Annotated in this window: 25 protein-coding genes; 6 read left to right on the plus strand and 19 right to left on the minus strand. The window is 74.7% G+C overall.

The window, feature by feature from the left end:
• The first annotated feature begins 47 nt into the window (after positions 1-47).
• Complete coding sequence (locus tag GV155_RS16840) at positions 48-908, plus strand: NAD(P)H-binding protein (RefSeq protein WP_160009825.1); 861 nt, start codon at positions 48-50, stop codon at positions 906-908.
• A gap of 84 nt (positions 909-992) precedes the next feature.
• Here the strand turns inward: GV155_RS16840 and GV155_RS16845 are convergent, their stop codons facing one another.
• The 5 genes from GV155_RS16845 to GV155_RS16865 all read right to left on the minus strand — a co-directional run bounded on the left by GV155_RS16845 (position 993) and on the right by GV155_RS16865 (position 7,562).
• The gene (locus GV155_RS16845; protein ID WP_160009827.1) at positions 993-1,796 is read right to left on the minus strand and encodes an SDR family NAD(P)-dependent oxidoreductase; all 804 of its coding nucleotides are present in this window, start codon (positions 1,794-1,796) and stop codon (positions 993-995) included.
• A 156-nt stretch (positions 1,797-1,952) separates the two neighbouring features.
• Positions 1,953-3,830 (minus strand): Na+/H+ antiporter, encoded by a 1,878-nt coding sequence (locus GV155_RS16850; protein WP_160009829.1) that lies wholly within the window; start codon positions 3,828-3,830, stop codon positions 1,953-1,955.
• Positions 3,831-3,955: 125 nt separating this feature from the next.
• Positions 3,956-5,569, minus strand: a complete 1,614-nt coding sequence (gene menD / locus GV155_RS16855) for a 2-succinyl-5-enolpyruvyl-6-hydroxy-3-cyclohexene-1-carboxylic-acid synthase (RefSeq protein WP_160009831.1) — start codon at positions 5,567-5,569, stop codon at positions 3,956-3,958.
• Positions 5,566-6,543 carry an o-succinylbenzoate synthase gene (locus tag GV155_RS16860; protein WP_160009833.1) on the minus strand — a complete coding sequence of 326 codons (978 nt, stop codon included), beginning with the start codon at positions 6,541-6,543 and terminating at the stop codon, positions 5,566-5,568. Before GV155_RS16860 ends, menD begins: the two co-directional genes overlap by 4 nt.
• On the minus strand, positions 6,540-7,562 hold the full coding sequence (locus GV155_RS16865) for an AMP-binding protein (protein WP_160009835.1): 1,023 nt from the start codon (positions 7,560-7,562) through the stop codon (positions 6,540-6,542). Before GV155_RS16865 ends, GV155_RS16860 begins: the two co-directional genes overlap by 4 nt.
• A gap of 99 nt (positions 7,563-7,661) precedes the next feature.
• Here GV155_RS16865 and GV155_RS16870 point away from each other — a divergent pair, with 99 nt between their 5' ends.
• The gene (locus GV155_RS16870; RefSeq protein WP_201300350.1) at positions 7,662-8,552 is read left to right on the plus strand and encodes a 1,4-dihydroxy-2-naphthoate polyprenyltransferase; all 891 of its coding nucleotides are present in this window, start codon (positions 7,662-7,664) and stop codon (positions 8,550-8,552) included.
• Between the two features lie 9 nt (positions 8,553-8,561).
• Entirely contained in the window at positions 8,562-8,699 is a 138-nt protein-coding gene (locus tag GV155_RS20515) for a hypothetical protein (RefSeq protein WP_201300217.1), read from the plus strand.
• An 8-nt stretch (positions 8,700-8,707) separates the two neighbouring features.
• Here the strand turns inward: GV155_RS20515 and GV155_RS16875 are convergent, their stop codons facing one another.
• On the minus strand, positions 8,708-8,968 hold the full coding sequence (locus tag GV155_RS16875; protein ID WP_160009839.1) for a DUF4229 domain-containing protein: 261 nt from the start codon (positions 8,966-8,968) through the stop codon (positions 8,708-8,710).
• A 44-nt stretch (positions 8,969-9,012) separates the two neighbouring features.
• On the opposite strand from GV155_RS16875, the gene GV155_RS20845 reads away from it, so the two are divergent.
• Positions 9,013-9,291, plus strand: a 279-nt coding sequence (locus GV155_RS20845; RefSeq protein ID WP_236554386.1) for a hypothetical protein, incomplete at its 3' end; no start/stop codon positions are given.
• 214 nt (positions 9,292-9,505) lie between these two features.
• Here GV155_RS20845 and ccsB read toward each other — a convergent pair.
• The 6 genes from ccsB to hemL are packed head-to-tail and all read right to left on the minus strand — an operon-like array spanning position 9,506 to position 15,658.
• Positions 9,506-10,582 (minus strand): c-type cytochrome biogenesis protein CcsB, encoded by a 1,077-nt coding sequence (gene ccsB / locus GV155_RS16880; protein ID WP_160009841.1) that lies wholly within the window; start codon positions 10,580-10,582, stop codon positions 9,506-9,508.
• On the minus strand, positions 10,579-12,264 hold the full coding sequence (resB, locus tag GV155_RS16885; RefSeq protein ID WP_236554387.1) for a cytochrome c biogenesis protein ResB: 1,686 nt from the start codon (positions 12,262-12,264) through the stop codon (positions 10,579-10,581). The genes ccsB and resB overlap by 4 nt, the downstream gene beginning before the upstream one ends.
• A complete protein-coding gene (locus tag GV155_RS16890; protein ID WP_160009843.1) occupies positions 12,261-13,022 on the minus strand; it encodes a cytochrome c biogenesis CcdA family protein in 762 nt (253 codons plus the stop codon). The genes resB and GV155_RS16890 overlap by 4 nt, the downstream gene beginning before the upstream one ends.
• Positions 13,015-13,596: a TlpA family protein disulfide reductase gene (locus GV155_RS16895; protein ID WP_160009845.1), complete on the minus strand. Its 582-nt coding sequence runs from the start codon at positions 13,594-13,596 to the stop codon at positions 13,015-13,017. The genes GV155_RS16890 and GV155_RS16895 overlap by 8 nt, the downstream gene beginning before the upstream one ends.
• The gene (locus GV155_RS16900) at positions 13,593-14,294 is read right to left on the minus strand and encodes a histidine phosphatase family protein (protein ID WP_160009847.1); all 702 of its coding nucleotides are present in this window, start codon (positions 14,292-14,294) and stop codon (positions 13,593-13,595) included. Before GV155_RS16900 ends, GV155_RS16895 begins: the two co-directional genes overlap by 4 nt.
• The gene (hemL, locus tag GV155_RS16905) at positions 14,291-15,658 is read right to left on the minus strand and encodes a glutamate-1-semialdehyde 2,1-aminomutase (RefSeq protein WP_160009849.1); all 1,368 of its coding nucleotides are present in this window, start codon (positions 15,656-15,658) and stop codon (positions 14,291-14,293) included. The genes GV155_RS16900 and hemL overlap by 4 nt, the downstream gene beginning before the upstream one ends.
• 232 nt (positions 15,659-15,890) lie before the next feature.
• Between hemL and GV155_RS21010 the strand changes: the two genes are divergently transcribed.
• Positions 15,891-17,165 carry a lytic transglycosylase domain-containing protein gene (locus GV155_RS21010; protein ID WP_268892608.1) on the plus strand — a complete coding sequence of 425 codons (1,275 nt, stop codon included), beginning with the start codon at positions 15,891-15,893 and terminating at the stop codon, positions 17,163-17,165.
• Between the two features lie 435 nt (positions 17,166-17,600).
• Here GV155_RS21010 and hemB read toward each other — a convergent pair whose 3' ends face one another.
• From hemB to GV155_RS16945, 7 genes are all read right to left on the minus strand, one after another.
• Positions 17,601-18,605, minus strand: coding sequence for a porphobilinogen synthase (gene hemB, locus GV155_RS16915; RefSeq protein WP_268892609.1), 1,005 nt, complete (start codon positions 18,603-18,605; stop codon positions 17,601-17,603).
• Positions 18,602-20,242, minus strand: coding sequence for a uroporphyrinogen-III synthase (locus GV155_RS16920; RefSeq protein ID WP_160009851.1), 1,641 nt, complete (start codon positions 20,240-20,242; stop codon positions 18,602-18,604). Before GV155_RS16920 ends, hemB begins: the two co-directional genes overlap by 4 nt.
• A gap of 80 nt (positions 20,243-20,322) precedes the next feature.
• Positions 20,323-21,264 carry a hydroxymethylbilane synthase gene (gene hemC, locus GV155_RS16925; protein ID WP_160009853.1) on the minus strand — a complete coding sequence of 314 codons (942 nt, stop codon included), beginning with the start codon at positions 21,262-21,264 and terminating at the stop codon, positions 20,323-20,325.
• Positions 21,261-22,607, minus strand: a complete 1,347-nt coding sequence (locus GV155_RS16930; protein ID WP_160009855.1) for a glutamyl-tRNA reductase — start codon at positions 22,605-22,607, stop codon at positions 21,261-21,263. The genes hemC and GV155_RS16930 overlap by 4 nt, the downstream gene beginning before the upstream one ends.
• Positions 22,604-23,317, minus strand: coding sequence for a redox-sensing transcriptional repressor Rex (locus GV155_RS16935; RefSeq protein WP_236554388.1), 714 nt, complete (start codon positions 23,315-23,317; stop codon positions 22,604-22,606). The genes GV155_RS16930 and GV155_RS16935 overlap by 4 nt, the downstream gene beginning before the upstream one ends.
• Before the next feature lie 196 nt (positions 23,318-23,513).
• Complete coding sequence (locus GV155_RS16940; RefSeq protein WP_160009857.1) at positions 23,514-23,759, minus strand: glutaredoxin family protein; 246 nt, start codon at positions 23,757-23,759, stop codon at positions 23,514-23,516.
• A complete protein-coding gene (locus tag GV155_RS16945; protein WP_160009859.1) occupies positions 23,756-25,345 on the minus strand; it encodes a class I adenylate-forming enzyme family protein in 1,590 nt (529 codons plus the stop codon). Before GV155_RS16945 ends, GV155_RS16940 begins: the two co-directional genes overlap by 4 nt.
• A 77-nt stretch (positions 25,346-25,422) precedes the next feature.
• Between GV155_RS16945 and GV155_RS16950 the strand changes: the two genes are divergently transcribed.
• Positions 25,423-26,298, plus strand: a complete 876-nt coding sequence (locus GV155_RS16950) for an HAD family hydrolase (RefSeq protein WP_160009861.1) — start codon at positions 25,423-25,425, stop codon at positions 26,296-26,298.
• Positions 26,299-26,353 lie beyond the last annotated feature (55 nt).

Genomic DNA, 26,353 nt, shown 5'->3' on the forward strand with positions numbered 1-26,353 from the left:
CCCACCGTAGGACGGAACAAGGCCGGCGGGGTCGGGGTTGGGACCCCATGAACCACTCCTCGACCCGGACCATCGCGATCACCGGCGCCAGCGGCGCGATCGGCGGGCTGGTCACGCAGCAGCTGGCCGGCAGCGACTTCCGCCTCGACCTGCGGCTGCTGGTGCGCGACGCGGCGAGGGCGCCCGACGTCGACACCGACGTCCGCGTCTGCACCTACGACGACCGCGAGGCCTCGGTCGCCGCGCTGCGCGGGGTGGAGACCCTGCTGATGGTCTCGGCCGCCGAGGCCCCGGACCGACGGGCCCAGCACCGGACCTTCATCGCCGCCGCGGCCGAGGCCGGGGTGCGCCACGTCGTCTACACCTCGTTCGCCGGCGCCTCGCCGGAGGCGACCTTCACCCTCGGACGCGACCACGCCGACGCGGAGGAGGCGATCCGCGAGAGCGGGATGGCGTACACGTTCCTGCGCGACAACTTCTACCTCGACGTGCTCCCGCTCTTCGCCGACCCCGCCGGCGTGGTCCGCGGGCCGGCCGGTGAGGGCCGGGTCGCGGCCGTCGCCCGCGCCGACGTCGCGGACGTCGCCTCCGAGGTGCTGCGGTCCCCCGACCAGCACGCCGGGGCCGCCTACGTGCTGACCGGGCCGGAGGCCCTGACCATGGCCGAGGTGACCCGGCGGGCGGGGGCGGTGCTGGGCCGCGACCTGTCCTACGTCGAGGAGACGGTCGAGGAGGCGTACGCCTCGCGCCGCGCGGCGTACCCCGACGCCGAGGAGTACCAGCTGGACGCCTGGGTCTCGACCTACACGGCGATCGCCGACGGCTCCTGCGCCGAGGTCACCGGCGACGTCGAGCGCGTCACCTCCCGCGCCCCCCGCACCCTCGAGGACGCCCTCTCGCCGAGATGACGCTCGCGGACAGCCGAGATGACGCTCGCGGCGCCTCGAGATGACGGTTGCGGACACCCCGGTGGTGCCCGCAGCGCCCGGACGTCAGTTGATCGTGGCGACCGAGCCCGAGTCGACGCGGTAGTCCGCACCGTTGACGAAGCTGGCGAGGTCGGAGCAGAGGAACGCGACCACGTTGGCGACCTCGACGGGCTTCCCGCGGCGACCCAGCTCCATGTACGGCCGGTCGTTCTCGAGGAAGCCCTCGATCGCGGTGTCGCGGTCGGTGCCCTCGGCCTCGGCCTTCTTGTCCATCATCGCGTCGGTCATCGGGGTGTGGATGAAGGCCGGGGACACGCAGTTCACCAGCAGGCCCTCCTTGGCGTAGGTGCGCGAGAGGCCCTTGGCGAAGGACAGCACGCCCGCCTTGGCCGCGCAGTACGGCAGCTCGTCGTCGTAGGGCTGCACCGCGTCCTCGGAGGTGAGGTAGACGATCCGGCCCCACCCGCCGCGGCGCAGCGGCTCGATGAAGGCGCGGGTCAGGCGTACGGGCGCGTGCAGGTCGACGTTGATCGTCTCGACCCAGCCGGCGTCGTCGATCTCGTGGAAGAGGCCCTGCGCGCCGGTGATGCCGGCGGACTGCACGAGGATGTCGATGTCGCCGACCAGCTCGGCGACGTCCTTGGCCAGCTGCTGCGCGGCCTCGTCGGTCGAGAGGTCGGCGGCAACGGCGTGGAGCCGGCCCTCGGGTGCGTCGAGCTTGGCGGCGGCCTCGTCCAGGCTGTCCTGGTCCATGTCGCTCAGCACGACCGTGCAGCCCTCGTCGAGCAGGATGCGGGCGGTCTCCCACCCGATGCCGGAGTCGCCGCCGGTGACGAGCGCGGTACGGCCGGTGATGCCCAGGTCCATGGTGGTGCCTCTCTCAGGGGTACGTCGGGCTGCCGACGCTACGGACCCCTTCGGGGTGGCCTGGCGTTCGCGCCGCAACCGTCACCTCGACTGTCCGCGAGCGTCACCTCGACTGTCCGCGAGCGTCACCTCGGCTGTCCGCGAGCGCCATATCGGCTAGCCGGTGACGTGGTGGACGAAGCACCAGCGCCACTGCTCGCCGGCCTCCGCCGACTGCATCACCGGGTGCGTGCTCTCGTGGAAGTGCTCCGTGGCGTGCCGGTGGGGCGAGGAGTCGCAGCAGCCGACGTGGCCGCAGGTCAGGCAGACCCGCAGCGCGACCCAGCGCTCGTCCGGCTCGCAGTCGTCGCAGACCGGGCCGTCGGCGGTGACCACCGCGGGCGCGGTCGCGAGGTGGGCGCAGGAGCCGGAGCCCGTCCCGGCGAAGGCGGCCGCCCGCTCGTCGTCACGGGCCTCCTGGGCGACGTCGAGCATCGACTCCTCGACGTCCAGCATCGCCAGCACCTCGCTGACCACGCCCGAGGGGACGGTCCCGGACGAGCGGACCTCGAGCACCCGTCGGCGCTCGGCGTCGATCATCGCCAGCCGCAGCCGGGAGTAGAGCTCGCTCGGGCTCTCCTCGTCGGCGGTGGTGTTGAGGCGCTCCCAGGCCGCGAAGTTGCGGCGCTCGATCCGGTCCTTGACCGCGTCGACGACCCCGTGCGGGTTGTCGCGCAGCACCTCCGTCTCGGCCTCCTTCAGCGCCGTGAACCCGGCCTTCGAGGCCTGCTGCAGCAGGGAGGCCCGGGCCAGCGCGTCGTCGAGCGGGTCGGCGACCGGCACGTCGAGGTGACGCACGAACCACGGCAGCGACAGCCCCTGGATCAGCAGCGTGCCGGCCACGACGGTGAAGGCGATCAGCAGCAGCACCTCGCGGTGCTCGGTCTCCTCGGGGATGACGAAGGCGGCCGCCAGGGTCACCACCCCGCGCATCCCGGCCCAGCCGAGCAGGAAGGTCGAGGCCCACCCGGGCTTGTGCCCGGTCGCCGTGTCCGGCCCGGGGCGCACCAGCAGGTAGCGGGCCGGGAAGACCCACAGCAGCCGCAGCAGGATCACCGCGAGCAGCGTCAGCAGGCACACCGCCACGATCCGGCCCAGCGGCAGCGCGCTCTGCTCGACGTCGTCGAGGATCCAGCGCAGCTGCAGGCCGATCAGCAGGAAGACGACGTTCTCCAGCACGAACGCCACCGAGCGCCAGTTGGTGCGCTCGGCGATCCGTGACTGCGCCGTCTGGAGCACCGGCGCCTTGTGGCCCAGCAGCAGCCCCGCGACCACGACGGCCAGGACGCCCGAGGCGTGCAGCTCCTCGGCGAGGACGTAGGCCGCGAACGGCACCACGAACGAGATGGCGGTGTCCATCGCCGGGTCCGTGACGTGGCGCCGCACCCGCGCGACGAGCATGAACAGCAGCCCGCCGACGAGCACGCCGCCGCCGGCGGCGAGCAGGAAGTCCAGCCCCACGTCGAGCGCCGAGACCGACGCACCCGCGGCGCCGGCCGCGATCGCGGTACGCAGGGCGACCAGGGCCGTCGCGTCGTTGAGCAGCGACTCGCCCTCGAGGATGGTCAGCACCCGCCGCGGGAGCCCCACGCGGCGCCCGATGGCCAGCGCGGCCACCGCGTCCGGCGGGGCGACGACCGCCCCGATCGCCAGCGCCGCGGGCCACGCGATGCCGGGGACGACGGTGTGCACGAGCGCGCCGATGCCGACGGTGGTGAAGACGACCAGGCCGACCGAGAGCAGGAGGATCGGTCTGCGGTTGGCGTTGAACTCCACCAGCGACGTCGAGATCGCCCCGGCGTACAGCAGCGGCGGCAGCAGCCCGATCAGCACCACGTCGGGCTCGAGGCGCACCTCGGGCAGTCCCGGGAGGTACGACGCCGCGGCGCCGACCACGATCAGCACGAACGGTGCGGGGACGCCGATCCGCTCGGCCACCCCGGTCACCACCAGGACGCCGACCGCCAGGCCGATCAGGAACAGCGCGATCTCCACGCAGACATCATCGCCCCCGGGCGCCCCGGCATTCCCGGAGCGCGCAGCCGACCGGTCCGTGGCCCCCGGACGTCATCACCGCGTACGCCCGGCCGGGGCGCGGGCCGTATGACGTCCCGGGCGCCTCAGCCCTCCGTGGCCAGCGCCCGGACCCGCTCGTCGAGCACCCGCCGGTCGGCGCGGCCCACCCGTGCCTCGACGACCTCGATCCCGCCGTTGGGCGAGGCCAGCGCCTGCTCCAGCTCGGGCAGGCTGTCGACGCGCCAGTGCGGGGTGCGCGTCGCGGCGCAGAGCGCGGCGAGGTCGACGCCGTGGGGCGTGCCGAAGAGCCGCTCGAAGACGGCGGCGTGGTCCGGGCCGCCCTGCTCCAGCGTCGCGAAGATCGACCCGCCGTCGTCGTTGACCACCACCAGCTGCAGGTCCGGGCGCGGCTCGTCGGGGCCGAGGACCAGGCCGTTGCTGTCGTGCAGGAAGGTCACGTCGCCCATCAGGGCGAACGCCCGGGTCGTCGCGGGACGCCCCAGCGCGGAGCCGATCGCCGACGACACCACGCCGTCGATGCCGGCCAGGCCGCGGTTGGCCACGACCATCCGTCGGTCACCGACGGCGTAGGGCGCGACCATCAGGTCGAGGTCGCGCACCGGGTTCGACGCCCCGACGTGCAGCAGCCCGCCGGGCGGTACGGCCCGGCTCACCGCCCCGGCCACCTCCCACGGCGTCAGGGCCGGCTCGGCGGCCAGCAGCGCGTCCAGGCGTCGGGACACGTCCCGGTCGGCCGCGCGCCAGCGTTCCAGCCAGGCCGGGTCGTCGGCGCCGTCGGTCCCGGGCCGCCCGCCCTCGCAGCGGCGGTCGACGGCGTACGGGCGGGCCGGCCAGACGCCGCGCGCCCCGACGTCGACCACCTCGACGTCGGCGCGCGCCAGCAGCTGCTGCACCGGCCGCGACAGCGTGGGGTGCCCGGCGACGACGACCCGCTCGACCTCGGCGGCCAGCGGCGTGGTGAGCAGCAGCCGGTAGCAGCGCAGCGCGTGCGTGCCGGTGCGCGAGCCGCTGGACGGCTCGGCCAGCAGCGGCCAGCCGGCCTGCTCGGCCAGGGTGCGCGCCGGCGGACCGGCGTCGTCGCCGGCGACGACCACCGTGCGCGGCCCGAGCGGCAGCAGGTCGCTGACCTCGCCCCACGGGCGGCGGGTCCGCCCGGGCGCGACCACGGCCGGGCCGGGCACCCAGCGGTCCTCGGGCACCAACGGGTCGTCGAGCTGGACGTTGAGGTGCACCACGGCGTACGGGTCCGCCGTGGTGGGCCAGACGGCCTCGGCGTCGGGGGCGGTGTCCGCCGCGAGGTCGTGGGTCGCCACCAGCCGCCCGAAGACGCCGACCTGGTCGGTCGTCTGGTTGGCACCGGTCCCCCGCAGCCGGGCCGGCCGGTCGGCGGTCAGCACCACCAGGGGCACCCCGGCGTGGGCGGCCTCCAGCACGGCCGGGTGCAGGTTGGCCACGGCGGTGCCGGAGGTGCACACCACGGCCGCACGCGCCCCGACCCGGGTCATCCCGAGCGCGGTGAAGGCGGCCGAGCGCTCGTCGACGCGGGTGTGCAGGCGCAGCAGCCCGGCGGTCGCCGCGTCGTGGACCGCGAAGGCGAGCGGGGCGTTGCGCGAGCCGGGCGCGAGCACGACCTCGGTGACGCCGTGGGTCACCAGCGCGGTGACGACGTCGCGGGCCAGCCGCGTGGAGGGGCTCATGCGTCCCGATCCTGCCCGAGTACCTCGGCAGCCGCGAGGGCACGCACGTCGGCCAGCCGCTGCTCCCAGTGCCGCACCCGGTCGGGGTCCGGCCGGGCGGCCTCGAGCGCGGCGACGTCGACCGCCGGGCGTACGACGGGCAGCGCGCCGTCCACCGGCAGCAACGGGTCGGCGACGACGTCGCGCCCCAGCAGCTGCACGGTCGCCAGGCCGCAGGCGTGCGGCAGCTCCGGCAGGGCGGCGGCGAGCGCGACGCCCGCGGCGATCCCGACCGAGGACTCCAGCGCCGACGAGACGACGACGGGCAGCCCGATGTCCTCGGCGATCCGCAGGCAGGCCCGCACCCCGCCGAGCGGCTGGACCTTGAGCACGGCGACGTCGGCGGCCTCGAGGTCGCGCACCCGGTACGGGTCGGCCGCGCGGCGGATCGACTCGTCGGCGGCGACCCGGACGTCGACGCGGCGACGGACCGCGGCGAGGTCCTCGACGCTCGCGCAGGGCTGCTCGACGTACTCCAGCCCCCCGGCCGCCCGGTCGAGGCGCCGGACGGCGAGCACCGCGTCGTCGACCGCCCAGGCGCCGTTGGCGTCCACCCGGACCTGCCCGCCGGGCCCGTCCACCTCCAGCGCGGCCCGCACCGCCTCGACCCGCGCCTCGTCCTCGGCCAGGGTCTGCCCCGGCTCCGCCACCTTCACCTTGGCCGTGCGGCAGCCACCGGCGCGGACGATCGCGTACGCCTGCTCCGGCCCGACCGCCGGCACGGTGACGTTGACCGGGACCCGGTCGCGCACCGGCGCGGGCCAGTCCCCGTCGGCGGCCTCCTGCGCGGCGCGCAGCCAGGCGGCGGCCTCGGCGGGGGCGTACTCCAGGAAGGGGCTCCACTCCCCCCAGCCGGCCGCGCCCTCGAGCAGCACGCCCTCGCGGACCGTGATGCCGCGGAAGCGGACCCGCATCGGCACCGAGAACACCCTCATCGTCCGCTCCCCCGCTCGTCGACCTGCTCCTCGACCCGCTCCTCGACGAGCCGGCGGACCGCGAGCCGGTCGGTCTTGCCGTTGGCCAGCAGCGGCACCTCGTCGACCTCGACCAGCGCCCGCGGCGCCCAGGCCCGCGGGTGCTCGGCGGCGACCCAGTCCCGGGCCTCCTCCAGCGGCAGCCGACCGGCGACCACGGCCACGACCCGCCGGCCCCACTCCGGGTCGTCGACGCCGACGACCTCGGCCGCCCGCACGTCCGGGTGTGCCCGCAGCCGTGCCGCGACCACGGCGCCGGGCACGTTGACGCCGCCGCTGACCACCATGTCGTCGAGTCGCCCGAGCAGCTGGAGGCGGCCGTCCTCGTCGAGGCGGCCGGCGTCGGCGGTGAGGAACCACCCGTCGACGAGCACCGCGGCGGTCTGCTCCGGGTCGTGCTCGTAGCCCGCGAACAGCGTCGGCCCGCCGAGGCGTACCCGCCCCTCGGCGCCCAGCGCCACCGCGACCCCGTCGAGCGGCCGGCCGTCGTAGACGCATCCTCCGCAGGTCTCGGCCATGCCGTACGTCGCGACGACGCGGACCCCGGCGTCCGCGGCGCGCTCGCGCAGGCCGGCGTCGACCGGCCCGCCGCCGAGCAGCACGGTGCGGGCCCGGCGCAGCGCCGCGACCTCGTCGGGACGCTCCAGCAGCCGGAGCAGCTGGGTCGGCACGAGCGAGGTGTACCAGCCGTCGCCCGCGGGCCACCCGGCGTCGACCGGGCTCGCCTCGTGCCCCGCGACCAGCGAGCGCAGGCGGACCATCAGCCCCGCGACGTACGCCTCGGGCAGCGCCTGGACCCACGGCCCGGACCCGCCCAGGCGCCGCCCGGTCGCCCGCACCGAGGCCAGGACCGAGCGGCGGGGCAGCAGCACCCGCTTGGGCCGGCCGGTCGAGCCGGACGTCTCGACGACCAGCGGGGGCGGCTCGTCGGCGGCGTCCAGCCAGGCCCGGAGGTCGTCGGTGGTGGGGGCGGCGGTCACGCGAGGCACGCTAGCCCTGCGCCGTGCCGGCGAGGGCACCCGAGCGGGTCGGCGCCCGCCCCGTCCTGAGCGACCTGCTTGGATCGGCCCGTGACGACGATGGCCCAGTGGACCGCGGGTGCGCGGCCTCGTACGCTCCCCGCCGCCCTGGCCCCCGTGGTCGCCGGCGTCGGCGTCGCCGCGGCCGAGGCCGCGAGCCGGGGCGGGGGTCTCGACGACCTGTCGCCGCTGCGCGCGCTGCTGGCCCTGGTGGTCAGCCTGGCCCTGCAGGTCGGGGTCAACTACGCCAACGACTACTCCGACGGGATCCGCGGCACCGACGACGACCGGGTCGGGCCGATGCGCCTGGTCGGCTCCGGCGCGGCGACCCCGGGCGCGGTCAAGCGGGCCGCGTTCCTGGCCTTCGGGGTGGCCGGGGTCGCGGGCCTGGTGCTGGCCGCCCTGGCGTCGTGGTGGCTGCTGGTCGTCGGGGTGCTCAGCGTCGCCGCCGCGTGGTTCTACACCGGCGGGGCGACGCCGTACGGCTACCTCGGCCTCGGTGAGGTGATGGTCTTCGTGTTCTTCGGCCTGGTCGCGGTGGTCGGCACCGTCTTCGTCCTCGTCGAGGGTCTCCCCGCCGCCGCGTGGGCGGCCGGCACCGGGATCGGGGCGCTGGCCTGCGCGATCCTGGTGGCCAACAACCTGCGCGACATCCCGACCGACACCGTGGCCGGCAAGCGGACCCTGGCCGTGCGCCTGGGCGACGCCCGTACGCGTGGCCTCTACGTCCTGCTGGTCGGCCTGGCCGCGGTCGCGGTCGTCGCGGTGGCCGCCGCCACGACCTGGTGGGCGCTGCTCGGGCTGGGGTTCCTGGCGGTGGCCGGCCCGGCCTGCCGGGTCGTGCTCGGCGGCGCGACCGGGCCCGGGCTGATCCCGGTCCTGGGCAGCACGGGCAAGGCCGAGCTGGTGTGGGCGCTGCTCGTCGCCGTCCCGCTCGTGCTCGCGACGTAGGCTCGCGGCATGGGTTTCCTCATCGTCGTCCTGGTCCTCGTCGCCGCGTTCGCGGCCTACAAGTACCGCGTCCCGCTGATGGCCAAGGTCCTTGGTCAGTCCGAGACCCGCGTCCGTTCGCAGATCGAGCGCAAGAAGCGTCGCTGACCCACCCGTCAGTCGCGGTCCTCGCGGGCCTTCATCTCGTCGAACCGCGCGGTCGCGCGGCTGGCCCGCTCCTCGACGCGGCGGGCGAAGGCCTCGCGCTGCGGGTTGAGGACGTAGTAGGACCCGATGCCGCTGATCACGAACGCGATCACCAGGCACCAGAAGACGCTGACTCCGCCGGTGACCGCGATCCACAGCCCGGCGACGATGCCGAACGACGCCGCCAGCAGGACCAGCCGCAGCGCGGTGTAGACCAGGAGCTCCTTCACGTGACCACCCTAGGTCGTCACCAGGAGAGCCCTACGATGGAGGGGTGAAGTTCTTGATCGTGCTCATCCTCTTCGCCGTCGCGACGTACTTCCTCGTCCGGCTGGTGCAGGAGCGCGGTCTGCCGGGCACTCCCGGCTCCGGCGGCGGCAGCGGCGGTGGACGCGGCAACCTGCCCGGCCGCCCGAAGGGCCCCCAGGGCCCGAGCCGCCCGCGTCCCCCGGCACCACGCAGCCCGGACGACGACGACGACATCCTGCGCGAGCTGAATAGCAAACGCCACAAAAAAAAAGAAAAAACAAAAAGCAGACGGGCCGGGGGCGTGNAGCCGCGTCTAATGACAGGCCCGAACACAACAACTCGAAGAACTCATCGCGCTCTTCGTAGGAGACGTAACGCTTCGCCATCTACAACACCTCTGCTCAGGTGTTGCTACGACCATCTGAATCCGCGTCGTCACGGCGCCGCACCAGACGAAGTAACACAGCGTTACAGCGCGCGCGGCGCCCGGATCGCGCTTGGCGCCCGGCCCGTCGGGGCTACAGCAGGCGTGGTCCCGGGTCGCCGTCGCCCGCGACCACCGCGCCCGGCTCGGCCGGGCCGACCAGGGCCGGGGCGGCGTACGAGTGCTGGCTCGTCGTGGAGAAGTAGTTGATGCCGATGAAGTTGAACCACAGCGTGGCCAGGCCCAGCAGCGCCAGGTAGGCCGCCTTGCGCCCACGCCAGCCGGCGGTGGTGCGCGCGTGCAGGTAGGCGGCGTAGACGACCCAGGTGATGAACGCCCACACCTCCTTGGGGTCCCAGTTCCAGTAGCGCGACCAGGCCTCGTGCGCCCAGATCGGGCCGGTGATCAGGACCGCGAAGGTCCAGACCGGGAAGGCGAAGGCGTGGATCCGGTAGGACGTGGAGTCCAGCCGCGCCAGCGACGGCGCGCGGCCCAGCAGGCCGGTCGTGGCGTCGGGGCGGCGCTCCTTGACCAGGTAGATCAGCGAGAGCAGCCCGCCGAGGGTGAAGGCGCCGGTGGCGATCACGGCGGAGACGACGTGGATGACCAGCCAGTACGAGTTCAGCGCCTCGGTGAGCGGCGCGACCGGGCTGTGCAGCCAGATCACGGCCACCATCAGCACCGCCAGCACGAACCCGACGACCAGCGGGGCCATCCAGTCCAGCCGGAAGCGACGGCGCACCACGACGTACATCAGCGCGACCACGAAGGTGCCGGCCAGCGTGAACTCGTACATGTTGCCCCAGGGCACGCGGTTGGGGTCCGCGGCCATCCCGCGGCCCACCAGCGAGATCCCGTGCGCGACCAGCGCGACCACGGTGAGCAGCAGGCCGAGGCGCCCGAAGAGCGCGACGCGGTACGACGCCTGGCCGGTGTCGCCCGCCCCGTTGCGGGGGCCGGTCGCGACGGCGACGCCTCCCCCGGCCGCACGGGCGGCGCTCGCGGTGCTCCCGGCGCCCGTCGTGCTCGCGGTGGCGCGCGTGGCCTCCACGGCGCCGGGCTGGCGGAGCGCGGCCCACTCGACCAGGTGCGCCAGCAGCGCGAGGAAGTACACGATCCCCGCGGCCCCGACGGCCTGGTTGGAGAGCATCTCCCATGCGGTGTCGCTCACGACTCGTCCTCTCCTGCACGTCCAGCTCGTCCTGCGCCGCGGGCGGTGCCGTCCGCGGGTCCTCCGAGGGCGGCGACGAGCTTGTCCAGCTCGTCCGGCCCCGCGTCCTCGTCGTCGGGCTCGGGCCCGGCGCTGGAGCGGCGCAGCACGGCCACCTCCACCATGCTCCCACCGCCCTGGTCAGCCTTCCGCGCGCGCACCCAGATCCGGCGCGGGCGGATGAACAGCGAGCCCAGCAGGCCGATCAGCGCGAGCACGACGCCGGCCAGCGCGATCTCCTTGCCGGGGGTCTGGCTGATCTGCACCCGGGTCCACGGCTCGACGCCCTCGAAGGTGACCGAGCCGAGGTCGTCGGGCAGGTCGGCGGTCTGACCGGGCTGCAGGTCGAGCCGGTAGCGCGACCCGTCCTCCTCGGTGACCTTCGGGGCGCCGTCCTTGTCCAGCACGTAGATCGACTGCGGCGAGCCGTCGTCGAGACCGAGGTCGCCGGCGAAGACCTCCATCGACAGCGTGGGGTTGCGGTCGTCGCCCATCACGTTGACCGGGTCGCCGTCGATCATCACGTAGGTCGGGTAGAAGAGCCCCTCGAGCCCGACGTCGGGCTCCGAGAGGGTCGACTTCGCCACGCCGTACGACAGCAGGCCCTGGTCCTGGGGCAGGAAGACGACCGGCTGCGAGTACATGACCTCGCCCTCGGTGTCGCGCACGGTGATCACCGGGGCGTACCCGTGCCCGATCAGGAACACGTCGGTGTCGCCGATCGAGAGCGGGTGGTTGACCCGGAGGTCGTACTGCTCCGTCTCGGCGTCCGGGCTCTCCTGGTAGGTCAGGCCGGCCTGGAAGCCGCGCGCCATCCCACGCCCGGCGCCGGACTCGATCCACTCCGCGCTGAACTCGTCGAGGGTGAAGGAGAACGGCTCCATGTCGGTGGGGTCGAACAGCGAGCCGGGGTTGAAGTCGTCGTACTGCGAGAGGTTGTTGGCGAACCCGGTGCCCTGGATGACGATCACGCCACCCTGGTAGCCGAAGAGCCCCCCGAGCCCGAAGCCGACCATCACCACGATCACCGACACGTGGAACAGCAGGTTGCCGGCCTCGCGCAGGTAGCCCCGCTCGGCGGCCACCCAGCCGCCCTCGGGCCCGGCGTCGTCGTCGACGCGGACCCGGTAGCGCCGCCGGCGCAGCTCGCGGCGGGCGTCCTCGAGGACGGTGTGCGGGGAGGCGGAGACGCGGTACGCCGCGTGCTCGGGCAGCCGGGCCAGGTTGCGCGGGGCGGCCGGCGGCTTCGCACGCAGACCGCGCCAGTAGACGAACGTGCGCGGGACGATGCAGCCGATCAGCGACACGACCAGCAGCAGGTAGATCGCGGAGAACCAGGGCGAGTCGTAGACCGAGAACAGCCCGAGCCGCTCGTAGATCGGCGCCAGCGTCGTGTGGGAGTCGCGCCACCGCGACGCCGCCAGGGAGTCGACCGAGTCCTGCGGGACGACGGACCCCGGTACGGCGGCCAGCGCCAGCAGGAGCAGCAGCACCAGCGCGGTGCGCATCGAGGTGAGCTGGCGCCACGACCACCGGCCCATCTCGCGGATCCCGAGCTCGCCGGGCCGGCGGGCGGGCGGCGCCTGCGGCGGCTCCGGCTGGGAGCCGGCCGCGGGCTGGGTCTGCTCGACGTCGGTACTCACACGCTCACCTCGAAGTCGCTGACGAGCTGGATCTGGACCCAGGTGACCAGCTGGTCCCAGGCGCCGGTGACCAGGGCGAGACCGACCAGGACGAGCATCAGCCCGCCGATCCGGGTCACCCACGCCTGGTGGCGCCGGACGAAGGAGACCGCACCGAGCGCCCGGCGGTAGGCCAGGCCGGCGATCACGAAGGGGATGCCGAGCCCGACGGCGTAGACCCCGGAGAGCAGCGCGCCGCGGGCGGCGGTGGCCTCGTTGACCGACAGGGTCAGGATGACGCCGAGGGTGGGCCCGATGCAGGGCGTCCAGCCGAGGCCGAAGATGATCCCGATCAGCGGGGCCGCGGCCAGGCCGACGGCCGGGACCTTGTGGACCCGCCACTCGCGCTGGAGCGCCGGGACCAGCCCGGCGAAGGCCAGGCCGAGCACGATGATGACCACGCCGGAGACGACGGTGATCTCGCGCTGGTACTCGCGCAGCCACTGGCCCAGCGCGCCGGAGGCGGCGCCGATCGAGACGAAGACGGCGGCGAAGCCGAGGACGAAGAGCAGCGAGCCCAGGAGCATCCGGCCGCGGTGGTCGGCGGCCTTGCCGTCGGCCAGGTCGGCGCCGGAGAGGCCGGTGGCGTAGGACAGGTAGCCGGGCAGCAGCGGGATGACGCAGGGCGAGAAGAACGAGACCAGGCCGGCGAGCAGGGCCACCGGGAGGGCCAGGGCCAGGGATCCGGCCGCGGCCTGCTGGGTGAACCACTCAGCCATCGGTGCGCACCCCGTCGACGACCTGCTCCAGCGTCAGCGCGGAGGGGATCTCGCCGCTGAACAGCGCGCCGACCCGGCCCTCCTCGTCGAGGACGACGGTGCTCGGCATCGACTGCGGCTGGTAGGGCGCCGGGAAGGCCAGCAGGGGCGCGGCGGTGTCGTCGTAGAACGACGGGTAGGTGACCCCGACCTCCTTCTCGAAGGCCTCGGCGGTGCCCAGCCCGGGGTCGCGGGTGTTGATCCCGACGAAGGTCGCGTCGAGCTCGTCGGCCGCCGCGACCAGCATCGGCATCTCCGAGCGGCAGGGCCCGCAGCCGGACCACCACACGTTGACCACGGTGACCTCGCCGCGGCTGTCGGCGAGGTCGAGCGGCTCGCCCTGGATCGACTCCCCGCTCAGCTCGACCGGCTCACCGCGGTCGGCCTCGGGGATCTCGACGACGTTGCCCATCCCGCCGACGTACTGCAGGTCGCCGGTGCCCTCGAGCCCGCTGCAGCCGGCGAGCAGCAGCGGGGCCGCGGCGACGGTGGCGAGCAGCGCGGCACGCCGGGCACGACCGGGGGCGCGGCTCATCGCCCACCCTCGCCCGGGGCCTGGTAGGTGCCGCCGGAGGAGAAGGCCTGGGCGCGCTCGGCGGCCGGGATCAGGTCGGCGGCCGGCTCGGAGTAGGTCAGCGTGACCAGCCGCTCGTCGTCGAAGTGCAGCGAGGTGACCGAGCACAGCGTGCAGCGCCGGTTCTTCGGCAGGTGCAGGAAGGGCCGGCCCTCGACGTGCAGCCGGGTGGTCCAGATCGGCAGCTGGTGGGAGACCACGACGGCCTCGTGGCCGAGCGCCTCGCGGCGGGCGTCGTGGATCGCGGCCATCATCCGGCCGACGATCAGGCGGTAGGGCTCGCCCCAGGACGGGCGCCACGGGTTGTAGAGGTGCCGCCAGGTGCGGGGGTCCTTGAGCGCGTTGTGGCCGTTGCCGAACCGCTCGCCCTCGAAGACGTTGCCGGACTCGATGACCCGCTCGTCGGTGCGCACCGCGAGGCCGCGCGCGGCGGCCAGCGGCGCGATCGTCTCCTGCACCCGCTCCAGCGGGGAGGCGCGCAGGTGGACGATGTCGCGGTGACCCAGCGCCTCGGCGACCTTGTCGGCCATCGCCAGGCCGCGGGTCGAGAGGTGGAAGCCGTCGCGGCGGCCGTAGAGCACCCCGCGCGGGTTGTGGACCTCACCGTGGCGCAGCAGGTGCACGACGGTCCGGGTGGTGCCCGGCGCCGGGGCGCTCACGCCCGTCCCCCGGCGGCGGCGGCGGCGGCGGTGTCCTGGGCGGCGGCCGCGGCGCGGGCGGCGTCGGGCAGCGCGGCCAGGATCGTCGAGATCGCGCGGTCGTCGTGCGCGGCGGAGAGGAACCACGCCTCGTAGGCCGACGGCGGCAGGTAGACGCCGCGGTCGAGCATGGCGTGGAAGAAGGCCCCGTAGGCCGCGGCGTCGGTGCGGGAGGCCTCGGTGAAGTCGCGCACCGGGCCCTCGGTGAGGAACACCGAGAACATCGTGCCGGCGGACTGCACCGCGTGGGCGACGCCGGCGGCGTCGAGGGCCTCGGTGACGCCGGCCTTGACGACCTCGCCGGCCTTCGTGAGGTGGTCGTAGACCTCGTCGGTGGCCAGTCGCAGCGTGGTCAGCCCGGCGGTGGTGGCGACGGGGTTCCCCGACAGCGTGCCGGCCTGGTAGACCGGCCCCTCCGGGGCGAGGCGCGACATGACGTCGGCGCGGCCGCCGAAGGCCGCGGCCGGGAAGCCGCCGCCCATGACCTTGCCCATCACCACCAGGTCGGGCGTCCAGCCCTCGACGGCGCCGTCGATGCCCCAGTAGCCCTGGCGGCTGGCGCGGAAGCCGGTCATCACCTCGTCGGAGACGAAGAGCGCGCCGTGCTCGGCGCAGGTGCGGGACAGGAACTCGTTGAAGCCGGGCTCGGGCGGGACCACGCCCATGTTGCCGGGCGAGGCCTCGGTCACCAGGCAGGCGATCCGGTCGCCGTGCTCGGCGAAGGCGGCCGTCACGGCCGCGCGGTCGTTGTAGGGCAGCACGAGGGTGAGCTCGGTGGCCGAGGTCGGCACGCCGGGCGTGCCGGGGACCGCGAAGGTGGCCAGCCCGGAGCCGGCCGAGGCCAGCAGCGCGTCGACGTGGCCGTGGTAGCAGCCGGCGAACTTCACCACGACGTCGCGCCCGGTGAAGCCGCGGGCCAGCCGGATCGCCGACATCGAGGCCTCGGTGCCGGAGGAGGTGAAGCGGACCTTCTCCACCGGCGCCCGGGACACGATCTCCTCGGCCAGCTCGACCTCGGGCACGGTCGGGGCGCCGTACGACGTCCCGCGCGCGACCGCGGCCTGGACGGCGGCCTGGACCTCGGGGTGGGCGTGGCCCAGGAGCATCGGCCCCCACGAGCAGATCAGGTCGACCATCTCGTTGCCGTCGGCGTCGGTGAGCCACGCTCCCTGGGCCGAGGTGATGAAGCGGGGGCTGCCCCCGACCGCGGCGAAGGCGCGGACCGGCGAGTTCACGCCGCCGGGCGTGACCGCCCGGGCTCGCTCGAACAGGGCCTCGGAGGCGGGCGCGGCGGACGGCGTGCTGGACGGCGTGGCAGAGGGCACCTCCCCATCCTCCCGCGCCACGCAACGCCACCCAAACCGCACGGGGGTGGTCTCGGGCACGTCACACCCGGCTCGACGCCGGACCAGCACGTCGTACTGGGAGGACGAGTGTTCGCCCGATCTGCCCAGAGGGGTCCCGCTGGGACCTACCGACGCGTAACGTGACGGTCACTTGTGCGTTGTGTCACCTGTCAGGCCTTGTGGGAGGTCTGCGTCCACCGAGGAGTTGTGCATGTCCGACCCCCGCCGCCGCCGGCTGCAGCGTGCCACGGCGATCCTGCCGCTGGCGCTGCTCTCCGCGGCCGTCACCGCCAGTCTCGCCTCGCCGCAGGCCGCCCTGACGACCGTCGACGGGCAGCAGGCGCTGCCGAAGCCGGGCTCGCTGCCCGACGGGTCGACGCTGCCGGAGCAGGCCATCGAGGCGCCGGCCAGCCTGTCGTCGCCCAGCCGCTCCGGTGGGCTGGGCCTGGGCGGGCGTGAGGCGGCGGTGCAGAACGCCTCCACCAACGACATCCCCTCGGCCGCCCTGGCGGCCTACCAGCGGGCCGCGACCGTCGTGAACGCCGCCGACGAGTCCTGCTCGATCCCGTGGCAGCTGATCGCCGCCGTCGGCCGGGTCGAGTCCGACCACGGCCGCTACGGCGGCAACGTGCTCGACGACGAGGGCCTGGCCACGCCCGGCATCTACGGCGTCCCGCTCACCGGCAGCAACGGCACGGCGCGGATCACCGACACCGACGCCGGCCAGTTCGACGACGACCAGCGCTTCGACCGGGCCGTGGGCCCGATGCAGTTCATCCCCTCCACCTGGGCCGTGGTCGGGGTCGACGCCGACGGCGACGGCGAGCGGAACCCGCAGGACATCGACGACGCGGCCCTGGCCACGGGCGTCTACCTCTGCTCGGGCCCCGACGACCTCTCCGAGCGCCCCGGCCAGCGGGCCGCGGTGTTCCGCTACAACAACAGCAACTCCTACGTCGACCTCGTGATCTCGGTGATGGAGTCCTACCTCGGCGGCGACTTCACCAGCGTCCCGACCGGCACCACCGCCTCCGAGCCGATCGCCCCGGCCCCGGCGCCCCCGGTCCCGCCGACGCAGCGGCAGTTCCAGCCCGTGGCGCCGAGCACCCCGAGCGGCGGTGGCTCGAGCAGCACCCCGCCCGAGGCCTCGACCGGCGGCTCGACGACCGACGGCGGCGGTTCGACCACCACCCCGCCCGACTCTGGCGACGGTGGCTCCACCCCGGTCACTCCCCCTGCGACGGGCGGCGGCGGAACCGGTGGCGGCGGCCTCGGCGACCTCGGCGGTGCCGTCGACGACGCCCTCGGCACCGGTGGCGGTGGCGGTGGCGGCAGCACCGGCGGCGGCGGAGGTGGCGGCGGCGCCGGCCCGGTCGAGGAGACGCTGACCAAGGCCGAGGCGACGGCGCAGTGCCTGGCCTCGGGCATCGGAGCTCTGGAGGTCGCGAAGCTGGCCGCCTGTGTCGAGGACCTGGTGAACCCCTGACCCACCCGGTCCCCGGACCGACCGAGACCCCCGTACGGCAGCTGCCGTACGGGGGTCTCGTGCGTCTCATGCGTCCGGGTCGGCTCGGCGGGCCGCCCCGCGGGCGCGGGACGTCATCCGCCGCGACGCTCGGCCCGACCGCAGCTCGTATGACGTCCGCGGCCCGGCGGCTCGTCCACCAGGGCCAGACGTGCAAAGAACCCGTCTCAGCGGGCCCCCCGGCTCGCTCAAACGGGTTCTTGCTTGATCATGATGCGCATCCACCCCCCGGCGGAGGCATCACTCTCGGTGTTCGTGGAATCCCCCCGGATTCCGATCATCGATCAGGGCCCCCCGGCCCCTCCCGACAAGGTCAAGGGTACGACCGGGCGGACCGGCCACCCACCCCTGGCGAGACACACCTGTTCAACAGATGAGTAACAGCTCCGGGGGCCGTCAGCGGTGCGCGAGCAGCCGGGCTGCCTCGGCCGCCCAGTAGGTCAGGACCACGTCGGCCCCGGCCCGTCGGATCGAGGTCAGCGTCTCCAGGATGGCGGCCTCGCGGTCGATCCAGCCGCGCTCGGCGGCCGCCTCGAGCATGGAGTACTCCCCCGAGACGTTGTAGGCCGCGACCGGGACCTCGACGGCGTCGCGCACGCGGCGCAGCACGTCGAGGTAGGCCAGGGCCGGCTTGACCATCACGAGGTCGGCGCCCTCAGCGACGTCGAGCCGGGCCTCGCGCACGCCCTCGACGGCGTTGGCGGCGTCCTGCTGGTACGTCCGCCGGTCGCCCTGGAGCGAGGACCCGACGGCCTCGCGGAACGGTCCGAAGAAGGCCGAGGCGTACTTCGCGGAGTAGGCCAGCACCGAGACGTCGGTGTGCCCGGCGCCGTCGAGCGCGGCGCGCACGACCGCGACCTGACCGTCCATCATCCCGCTCGGCCCGACCATGTCGACGCCGGCAGCGGCGTGGGCACGGGCCATCTCGGCGTACCGCACGAGGGTCGCGTCGTTGTCGACGCGCCCGTCGGGCGTGAGCACCCCGCAGTGGCCGTGGTCGGTGAACTCGTCGAGGCACAGGTCGCTCATCACGGTCAGCGCCTCGCCCACCTCGCCGACGACGTCGGTGATGGCACGGTTGAGGACCCCGTCGGGATCGGTCGCGCCGGAGCCGACGGCGTCCTTGTGCTCGGGCACGCCGAAGAGCATCAGCCCGCCGAGCCCGAGCTCGGCGGCCTCGGCGGCCGCCCGGCGCAGGGAGTCACGGGAGTGCTGGACGACGCCGGGCATCGAGCCGATCGGCACCGGCTCGCTGAGGCCCTCGCGCACGAAGACCGGCAGCACGAGCTGCCGTGCCTCGAGCGACGTCTCGGCCACCATCCGGCGCAGCGCCGGGGTGGTCCGCAGCCGGCGCGGGCGCACCACCGGCACGCCCGCACCCTCCGGCAGCCCGCCGGTCACGACGACGAGGTCGCCTTGCGTCGGGCCGCGGGCTTGCGCTCCGACGGCCGGGTGACGGCCACGCCCTCCTCGAGCAGGCCGGAGCGCCGGGTCGCGCCGAAGTCGGCGAGCGCGTCGGCCAGGACACCGACGTCGGGCTTGGGCGACATCACGTCGACGCGCAGCCCGTGCTCCTCGGCGGTCTTGGCCGTCGCGGGGCCGATCACCGCGATGATCGTCGAGGGGTGCGGCTTGCCCGCGATGCCGACCAGGTTGCGCACGGTCGAGGAGGAGGTGAAGACCACCGCGTCGAACTTGCCCGTCTTGATCGCGTCGCGGGTCGGGGCCGGCGGCGGCGCGGCGCGCACGGTCCGGTACGCGGTCACGTCGTCGCACTCCCAGCCGAGGTCGACCAGGCCGGCCACGAGGTTCTCGGTGGCGATGTCGGCGCGGGGCAGGAAGACCCGGTTGATCGGGTCGAGCGTCTCGTCGTACTCCGGCCAGTCCTCCAGCAGCCCGGCGGCCGACTGGTCGCCCGAGGGCACCAGGTCGGCCCGCAGGCCCCAGGTGGCCACCGAGGCGGCGGTCTTCTCACCGACGCAGGCGATCTTGAGGCCGGAGAAGGCGCGGGCGTCCAGGCCGTACTCCTCGAACTTCTCGCGGACGGCCTTCACCGCGTTGACCGAGGTGAAGACGATCCACTCGTAGCGGCCCTCCACCAGGCCGCGGACGGCCTTGTCCATCTGCAGCGGGTTGCGGGGCGGCTCGACCGAGATGGTCGGCACCTCCTCGGGCACCGCGCCGTAGCCGCGCAGACGCGTCGACAGGGTCGCGGCCTGCTCCTTGGTGCGGGGCACCAGCACGCGCCAGCCGAACAGCGGCTTCGTCTCGAACCACGACAGCGTGTCGCGCAGGTCGACGACGTCACCGATCACGATGACCGCCGGCGGGGCGATCCGGGTGGCGCGGACGTCCGCGGCGACGTGCTCGAGGGTGGAGGTCAGCGTCTCCTGCTCGGTGGTGGTGCCGACCCGGGTGATCGCCACGGGCGTACGCGGGTCGCGTCCCGCGGCCACCAGCTCGGCGGCCGTGTCGCCGATGGTGCCGACGCCGGAGAGCAGCACCAGCGTGTCGTCGCCGGCGTAGCGGCTCCAGTCGACCTTGCCGCCGCAGGTCACGACCGAGACCGCGCGGCGGTCCTTGGTGGTCAGCGGGATGCCGGCGTAGGCCGGGACCGCGGAGACCGAGGAGACGCCGGGCACGACCTCGAAGCCGATGCCGGCCTTGACGCAGGCCTGCGCCTCCTCGGGCCCGGAGGCGTAGAGGAACGGGTCGCCGACCATCAGCCGGGCCACGCGGCGTCCGCGCTTGGCGTGCTTGAGCACCACCTTGGCCCGTGCGGCGTGGGTCAGCGGCTGGCCGTCCTCGCCGAAGCCGCCGTCGACGACCTCGGGGACGTCCTCGCCGGCGCCGAGCAGCGCCGCGACGAGCGCCTCGTGCTCGGGGACCTCGGTCACCACGACGTCGGCGTCACCGAGCACGCTGATCGCGCGCACGGTGAGCAGGTCGGGGTCGCCGGGGCCGGTGCCGACGAAGGAGACCCAGGGCTGGGTGTCGTTCGCGGCGTCCGCGGTGGTGGGGGTCGTGCCTCGCGTCATGGGGTCTGCACCTCTGCTGCTCTGCGGTCGTGCGGATGGTCGTTCCTGGCGTGGTGGTGCGGGTGGGTCGGTGGTCCTGGTCATGTGGGGGCCGCCTCGAGGTCGCCGGCGCCGTCGGCCAGCATCTCGGCGGCCAGCCGGGCGCCGAGCCCGGCCGGGTCGGAGACGGGACCGGCCGCGGAGCTGCGGACGGCGAGCCCGCCGTCGAGGGACAGCGCGACCGCGCGGACCCACAGCTCGTCGCCGTCCTCGCCCTCGACGAGCTCGGCCATGGCCCCGATCGGGGCCGAGCAGCCGCCCTCGAGCGTGGCGAGCACGGCCCGCTCGGCCTCGACGCAGGCCCGCGCACGGGGGTCGTCGAGGTCGGCCAGCGCGGTGGCCAGCGGGTCGTCGGTCCGGCACTCGACCGCCAGCGCGCCCTGCCCGGGGGCGGGGAGCACCTGGATCGGGTCGAGCACCTCGGTGACCTCGTCGAGCCGGCCGAGGCGGGCCAGGCCGGCGCGCGCGAGCAGGACGGCGTCGTACTCGCCGGAGCGGACCTTGCCGATCCGGGTGTCGACGTTGCCGCGCACGCCCCGCAGCTCGAGGCCCAGGCCGAGGGCGTGGACCTGCGCGACGCGGCGCGGGGAGCCGGTGCCGACGACGCTGCCGACGGGCAGCTCGCCGAGGGTCAGGCCGTCGCGGGCCACCACGACGTCGCGGGAGTCCTCGCGGCCGGGCACGGCGACCAGGGAGATGCCGGCGGCCGGGTAGGTGGGCAGGTCCTTCAGCGAGTGCACGGCCACGTCGACCCGACCGGCCAGCAGGGCGTCGCGCAGGGCGCCGACGAAGACCCCGGTGCTGCCGGCGGTGGTGCTCTCGACCAGCGGGGTGCCGGCGGCCTGGCTGCGGTCGCCCTCGGTGGTGACCTCGACCAGCTCGACCTCACGGCCGAGCCGCTCGCGGATCATCACCGCGATCGTCTCGGACTGCGTGGTGGCGAGCAGGGAGCGCCGGGTGCCGACGCGCACGGGAGCGTTCACGACGGCCCCTCCTCCCCGACCTTGGGACGGGTGACGGCGTCGACGGCCTCGGGGTCGAGGGAGAACAGCTCGGCGAGCGCGGCGGCGTACGACACCGCGCCCTGCTCGTCGGCGAGCTCCTTGACCCGGACGGTGGGCTCGTGGAGGAGCTTGTCGGCCACGCGGCGCAGGGTGTGCAGCACCTCGGCGCGCACCTCGGCCTCGAGCCCGGGCAGCCGGGTGTCGAGGCGACCCATCTCGGTGTCGACGACGCCGGTGGCCATCGAGCGCAGCGCCACGACGGTGGGCGTGACGCTGGCCTGGCGGCGTGCGGCCAGGAAGGAGGTGACCTCGTGGGTGACGATGTCGCGGACCTGCTCGACCTCGCGGCCGGCCTCGGTGTGCTGGAGCGTCTCGGCGAGCTCGGAGAGGCCGACCAGGCCGACGCCGGGGAGGTCGGCGACGGCCGGCTCGACGTCGCGGGGCAGGGCGAGGTCCAGCACGCACAGCGGCTCCCCGGCGCCGCGGCCGGCGGCCTGCCGGGCGGCGCTGACCTGGGCGGCGCTGACCAGGACGCCGGTGGCGCCGGTGCAGGTGATGACCACGTCGGCCTCGCCGAGCGCGAGGGGCAGGTCGGCCAGGCGCAGGGCACGGGTGGAGCCGGGCCCGGACCCGTCGGCGCGGGGGCCGTGCTCGGCGGCGAGCCGGTCGGCGCGCTCGGCGGAGCGGTTGACGACCGTGACCCGGCCCGCGCCGGCGCGGGCGACGGTGGCCACGGCGAGCCCGGCCATCGACCCGGCCCCGACCACGACGACGTCCTTGCCCGCGATCGCGCCGACCTGCGCCTCGGCGCGCGCCAGCGCCACCGAGACCAGCGACGGGGCGACCAGGTCGATGTCGGTCTCGGCGCGCGAGCGCTTGCCGACGCGCAGCGCCTGCTGGAACAGCACGTTCAGCGACGGTCCGACGGTGCCGAGCTCCTGGCCGGTGCGCAGCGCCTTGCGGGTCTGGCCGAGGATCTGGCCCTCGCCGACGGCCATCGAGTCGAGGCCCGCGGCGACCTGGAAGAGGTGGGAGACCGCGCCGTCGTCGTAGTGGACGTAGAGGTGCGGCAGCATCGACTCGTCCTCGCCGGCCTGGTCGATGAGCATCCGCGACAGGGTCTCGACGCTGCCGTGGAAGCGGTCGACGTCGGCGTAGATCTCGACCCGGTTGCAGGTGGCGATCACGGTCGCCTCGCTGACGCGGTCGGCGGTCGAGACGTCCTGGACCAGCTTGTGGACGGCGTCGTCGCTGAGCGCGACCTTCTCCAGCAGGGAGACGGGCGCGGAGCTGTGCGAGATGCCGACGACGAGGACGCTCATGCGGAGCCCACCTTCCGGGTCGGGGCCGTGGTCGTGGAGTCGAGGCCGGCCTTGCGCTGCTGGTGGTAGGCGAGGATCTGCAGCTCGATGGAGAGGTCCACCTTGCGCACGTCCACGCCCTTGGGGACGGCGAGCACCGCCGGGGCGAAGTTGAGGATGCTGGTGATCCCGCAGCCCACCATCCGGTCGGCCACGTCCTGGGCGGCCACGGCCGGGGTGGCGATCACGCCGATCGCGACCCCCTGGTCGCGCACCACGCCCTCGAGGTCGTCGAAGGGGCGGACCTCGACCCCGGCGACGACCTGGTCGTGCCGGTCGGGGTCGGCGTCGAGCAGCGCGACCACGCGGAACCCGCGGCTGCGGAAGCCGGAGAAGCTGGCCAGCGCCTGACCGAGGTTGCCGATGCCCACGATGACCACGGGCCAGTCCTGGGTCACGCCGATCTCGCGGGCGATCTGGTAGCGGAGGTACTCCACGTCGTAGCCGACCCCGCGGGTGCCGTAGCTGCCCAGGTGGGAGAGGTCCTTGCGGAGCTTGGCGCTGTTGACGCCGGCCACCGAGGCCAGGTGCTCGCTGGAGCAGGTGGCCGTCCCGGCGTCGGCCAGCGCGTTCAGGGCGCGCAGATAGACCGGGAGGCGCGCCACCGTGGCCTCCGGGATGTCCCGGGTCGCCTCGGCCGCACCGGGTCCGGCGGGTGTCCGTGAGGTCACTGCTCTGCTTTCCAGCCGCACGACGACGTCGGGGGCGCCTCGGTGTGTGGTGCGCGTGGCGGCGTCGTTCACTGTAGGAGTTTGTGAACGGGAGAACAAAACGAGCGACCGCAGGGGCTAGCACATGTGAGATGTCACACCGTGCAGGGGGGTCGCCCGATCCGCCGACCGCAGGTCGCCACGGGTCACCCGCGGGTCACCCGCGGGTGAGGGCGGCGCGCAGCCGCTGGGGGTCCACCCGCCAGAAGTCGTGCTGGCGGCCGTCGACGAAGGTCACCGGCACCTCCTCGCCGAAGCGCTCGCGCAGGGCGGGGTCGTCGTCGACGGAGACCTCGTCGAACTCCTCCCCCAGCTCGGCGCAGACCGCGGCGACGACCTCCCGCGCGACGTCGCAGAGGTGGCAGCCGGGCCGGCCGTAGAGCCGGACCCGTGGCGCGCTCACGACGGGTCCGCGGTCGCGTCGCGGAGCCGGGAGCGGGCGACCTTGCCGGTCCGGGTGCGGGGCAGCCGCTCGGCGGCCACGACCCGGGCCGGTCGCTTGAAGGCGGCCAGGTGCTCGCGGGCGTGGGCCTCGACGGCGGCCAGCACCTCCGCCGTGTCGGAGCCGGGCCGGGGCACCACGTGCGCGACGACGGCGTGCCCGGTCGACGGGTCGTCCACGCCGACCACGGCCGCGGCCAGCACCCCGGGCGCGGACACCAGCACGGCCTCGACCTCGACGGGGTAGACGGTGAACCCCGAGACCACGATCGTCTCGGCGACACGGTCGACCAGGAGCAGGTCGCCGGCCGCGTCCAGCAGCCCGACGTCCCCGGTGGCCCACCAGCCGTCCGGCCCGGGTCCGCCGACGCCGCCGGGCCAGTAGCCGCTGAAGAGGTGCCGCCCGCTGACCTGGACCTCGCCGGGGTCGCCGGCGGCCACCTCGCGACCCTCGGGGTCGACCAGCCGCAGTCCGACACCGGGCAGCGCGCGACCCACGGAGTACGCCTCGACCGGACCGCCCAGCGTGCTGGCCACGACCGGTGACGTCTCGGTGAGCCCGTACCCCTGGTGCACCACCAGGCCCGTGCGGGCGGTGAACTCCGCGGCGGCGGCCGGGTCCAGCGGCGCGGACCCCGACATCACCAGGCGTACGGGGCCCAGCCGGTCGGAGAGGTCCTCGACCGAGCGCCAGCGCTCCAGCACCCCGGGGGCGAGCGGCAGCACGCTGCAGGCCTCGTCCTCGATCAGGTCCAGGACGCCGCCGGGGTCGAAGGCGTCGGCCATCACCAGCTTGGCGCGCTGCCGCAGCACCGCACCGAGGACGGCGCAGAGCCCGTAGACGTGCGAGAGCGGCACCAGGCCGAGGACCACGTCGTCGCCGTGGACCAGGGGCGGTTCGACCTGCGCGACCTGCTCGACGTTGGCCCGCAGCGCGCGGTGCGTCAGCATCGCCGCGCGCGGGCGTCCGGTGGTGCCGGAGGTGTAGAGCAGGACGGCGAGCTGCTCGGCGTCGTGGAGGGTCGACGAGCGGCGGGCGCGCTCGGCGCGCAGGTGCTCCCAGGAGCGCTCCCCGGGCAGCAGGGTGGTGCCGACGGCGACCAGCCGGGGGCTGTAGGCCGCCCCGTCGGCCTGGAGCGAGGCCACGGCCGCGCGTACCGAGGTCACCGATCCCGCGTCGGCCAGGACCATCCGTGCGCCGCAGTCGAGGAGGAGCTCCGCCACCTCGGCCGGGGTCGAGCCGGGGCCGAGCGGCACCGCGACGGCCTGGGCGCGCAGCACGGCGAGGTAGCCGGTGACCATCTCGAGCCGGTTGCCCAGCACCAGCGCGACCCGGTAGCCGGCCACCACGCCGGCGTCACCGAGCCCGGTGGCCACCCGGGCCACCTCGGCGTCGAGCTCGCTCCAGGTCAGGCTCCGCCCGGACGCCTCGACCAGGGCCAGCTTGTCCGGCGACTCCCGGGCGGCGTGGACCAGGAGGTCGTCCAGGCCGGCGGCGGTCGGCGGGGGCGCAGGGGGGTCGACGGGGGGCGCAGCGGCGGCTGGCATGGGCGGATACTTCCACACCCCGGCACGGCGCGCCGGGGACCCGGCCGGGCGGCGACCGGCTGCCCTAGGCTCGGAGCGTGACCCCGTCGGAGCGTCCTCGACCGCGGCTGGACCTGCGCCAGCGCTCGATCCTGGCCGGGGAGGCCGCCGCGGCGGCGGCCGAGGTCGAGAACGCGCTCAGCCTGGTCGCCGACCCCACGTCGGCGGCGTTCTTCGACGTCGACAACACCGTCATGCAGGGCGCGAGCATCTTCCACCTCGCCCGCGGCCTGCACCGGCGCGAGTTCTTCACCACCCGCGACATCGTCGGCGCCGCCTGGAAGCAGGCCTACTTCCGGGTGGTCGGCGTCGAGGACCCCGACCACGTCTCCGAGACCCGCGAGGCCGCGCTCTCCTTCATCGCCGGGCACACCGTGGCCGAGCTCGAGGAGCTCAGCGAGGAGATCTTCGACGAGACCATGTCGCACCGGATCTGGCCCGGCACCCGCGCGCTGGCCCAGCTGCACCTGGACCAGGGCCAACGGGTCTGGCTGGTGACCGCGGCACCGGTCGAGATCGCCCGCATCATCGCGCGGCGCCTCGGCCTGACCGGCGCGATGGGCACGGTCGCCGAGCACGTCGACGGCGTCTACACCGGCCGGCTGGTCGGCGACATGCTGCACGGCCCGGCCAAGGCCGAGGCGATCCGGGCGCTCTCGGTGCGCGAGGGCCTGGACCTGGCGCGCTGCTCGGCCTACTCCGACTCCGTCAACGACCTGCCGATGCTGTCGCTGGTCGGCGACGCCTGCGCCGTGAACCCCGACGCCCGGCTGCGGGCCCACGCCCGCGCCGCGGGGTGGCGGGTGCGCGACTACCGGACCGGACGCAAGGCCGCCCGCGCCGGCCTGGTGCTGACCGCGGCCGCCGGGGCCCTGGGCGGCGCGGCCGCCGCCGGGCTGCGCCGCCGCTCCTGACAGCCCCCCGGCGAACCCCTGTGTCCCAGGTCTCCCGCGACTACACTCGGCAGGT

Origin of the sequence: Nocardioides sp. AX2bis, assembly GCF_902506435.1 — a bacterium.
Classification (GTDB): domain Bacteria; phylum Actinomycetota; class Actinomycetes; order Propionibacteriales; family Nocardioidaceae; genus Nocardioides.

What these genes read in the sequence shown, in the direction of transcription:
- GV155_RS16840 (WP_160009825.1), top strand. Translation starts at nt 48, where the DNA reads ATGAACCACTCCTCGACCCGGACCATCGCGATCACCGGCGCCAGCGGC.
- GV155_RS16845 (WP_160009827.1), bottom strand. Translation starts at nt 1,796, where the DNA reads ATGGACCTGGGCATCACCGGCCGTACCGCGCTCGTCACCGGCGGCGAC.
- menD (WP_160009831.1), bottom strand. Translation starts at nt 5,569, where the DNA reads ATGAGCCCCTCCACGCGGCTGGCCCGCGACGTCGTCACCGCGCTGGTG.
- GV155_RS16860 (WP_160009833.1), bottom strand. Translation starts at nt 6,543, where the DNA reads ATGAGGGTGTTCTCGGTGCCGATGCGGGTCCGCTTCCGCGGCATCACG.
- GV155_RS16870 (WP_201300350.1), top strand. Translation starts at nt 7,662, where the DNA reads ATGGCCCAGTGGACCGCGGGTGCGCGGCCTCGTACGCTCCCCGCCGCC.
- GV155_RS20515 (WP_201300217.1), top strand. Translation starts at nt 8,562, where the DNA reads ATGGGTTTCCTCATCGTCGTCCTGGTCCTCGTCGCCGCGTTCGCGGCC.
- GV155_RS16890 (WP_160009843.1), bottom strand. Translation starts at nt 13,022, where the DNA reads ATGGCTGAGTGGTTCACCCAGCAGGCCGCGGCCGGATCCCTGGCCCTG.
- GV155_RS16895 (WP_160009845.1), bottom strand. Translation starts at nt 13,596, where the DNA reads ATGAGCCGCGCCCCCGGTCGTGCCCGGCGTGCCGCGCTGCTCGCCACC.
- GV155_RS21010 (WP_268892608.1), top strand. Translation starts at nt 15,891, where the DNA reads ATGTCCGACCCCCGCCGCCGCCGGCTGCAGCGTGCCACGGCGATCCTG.
- GV155_RS16920 (WP_160009851.1), bottom strand. Translation starts at nt 20,242, where the DNA reads ATGACGCGAGGCACGACCCCCACCACCGCGGACGCCGCGAACGACACC.
- GV155_RS16930 (WP_160009855.1), bottom strand. Translation starts at nt 22,607, where the DNA reads ATGAGCGTCCTCGTCGTCGGCATCTCGCACAGCTCCGCGCCCGTCTCC.
- GV155_RS16945 (WP_160009859.1), bottom strand. Translation starts at nt 25,345, where the DNA reads ATGCCAGCCGCCGCTGCGCCCCCCGTCGACCCCCCTGCGCCCCCGCCG.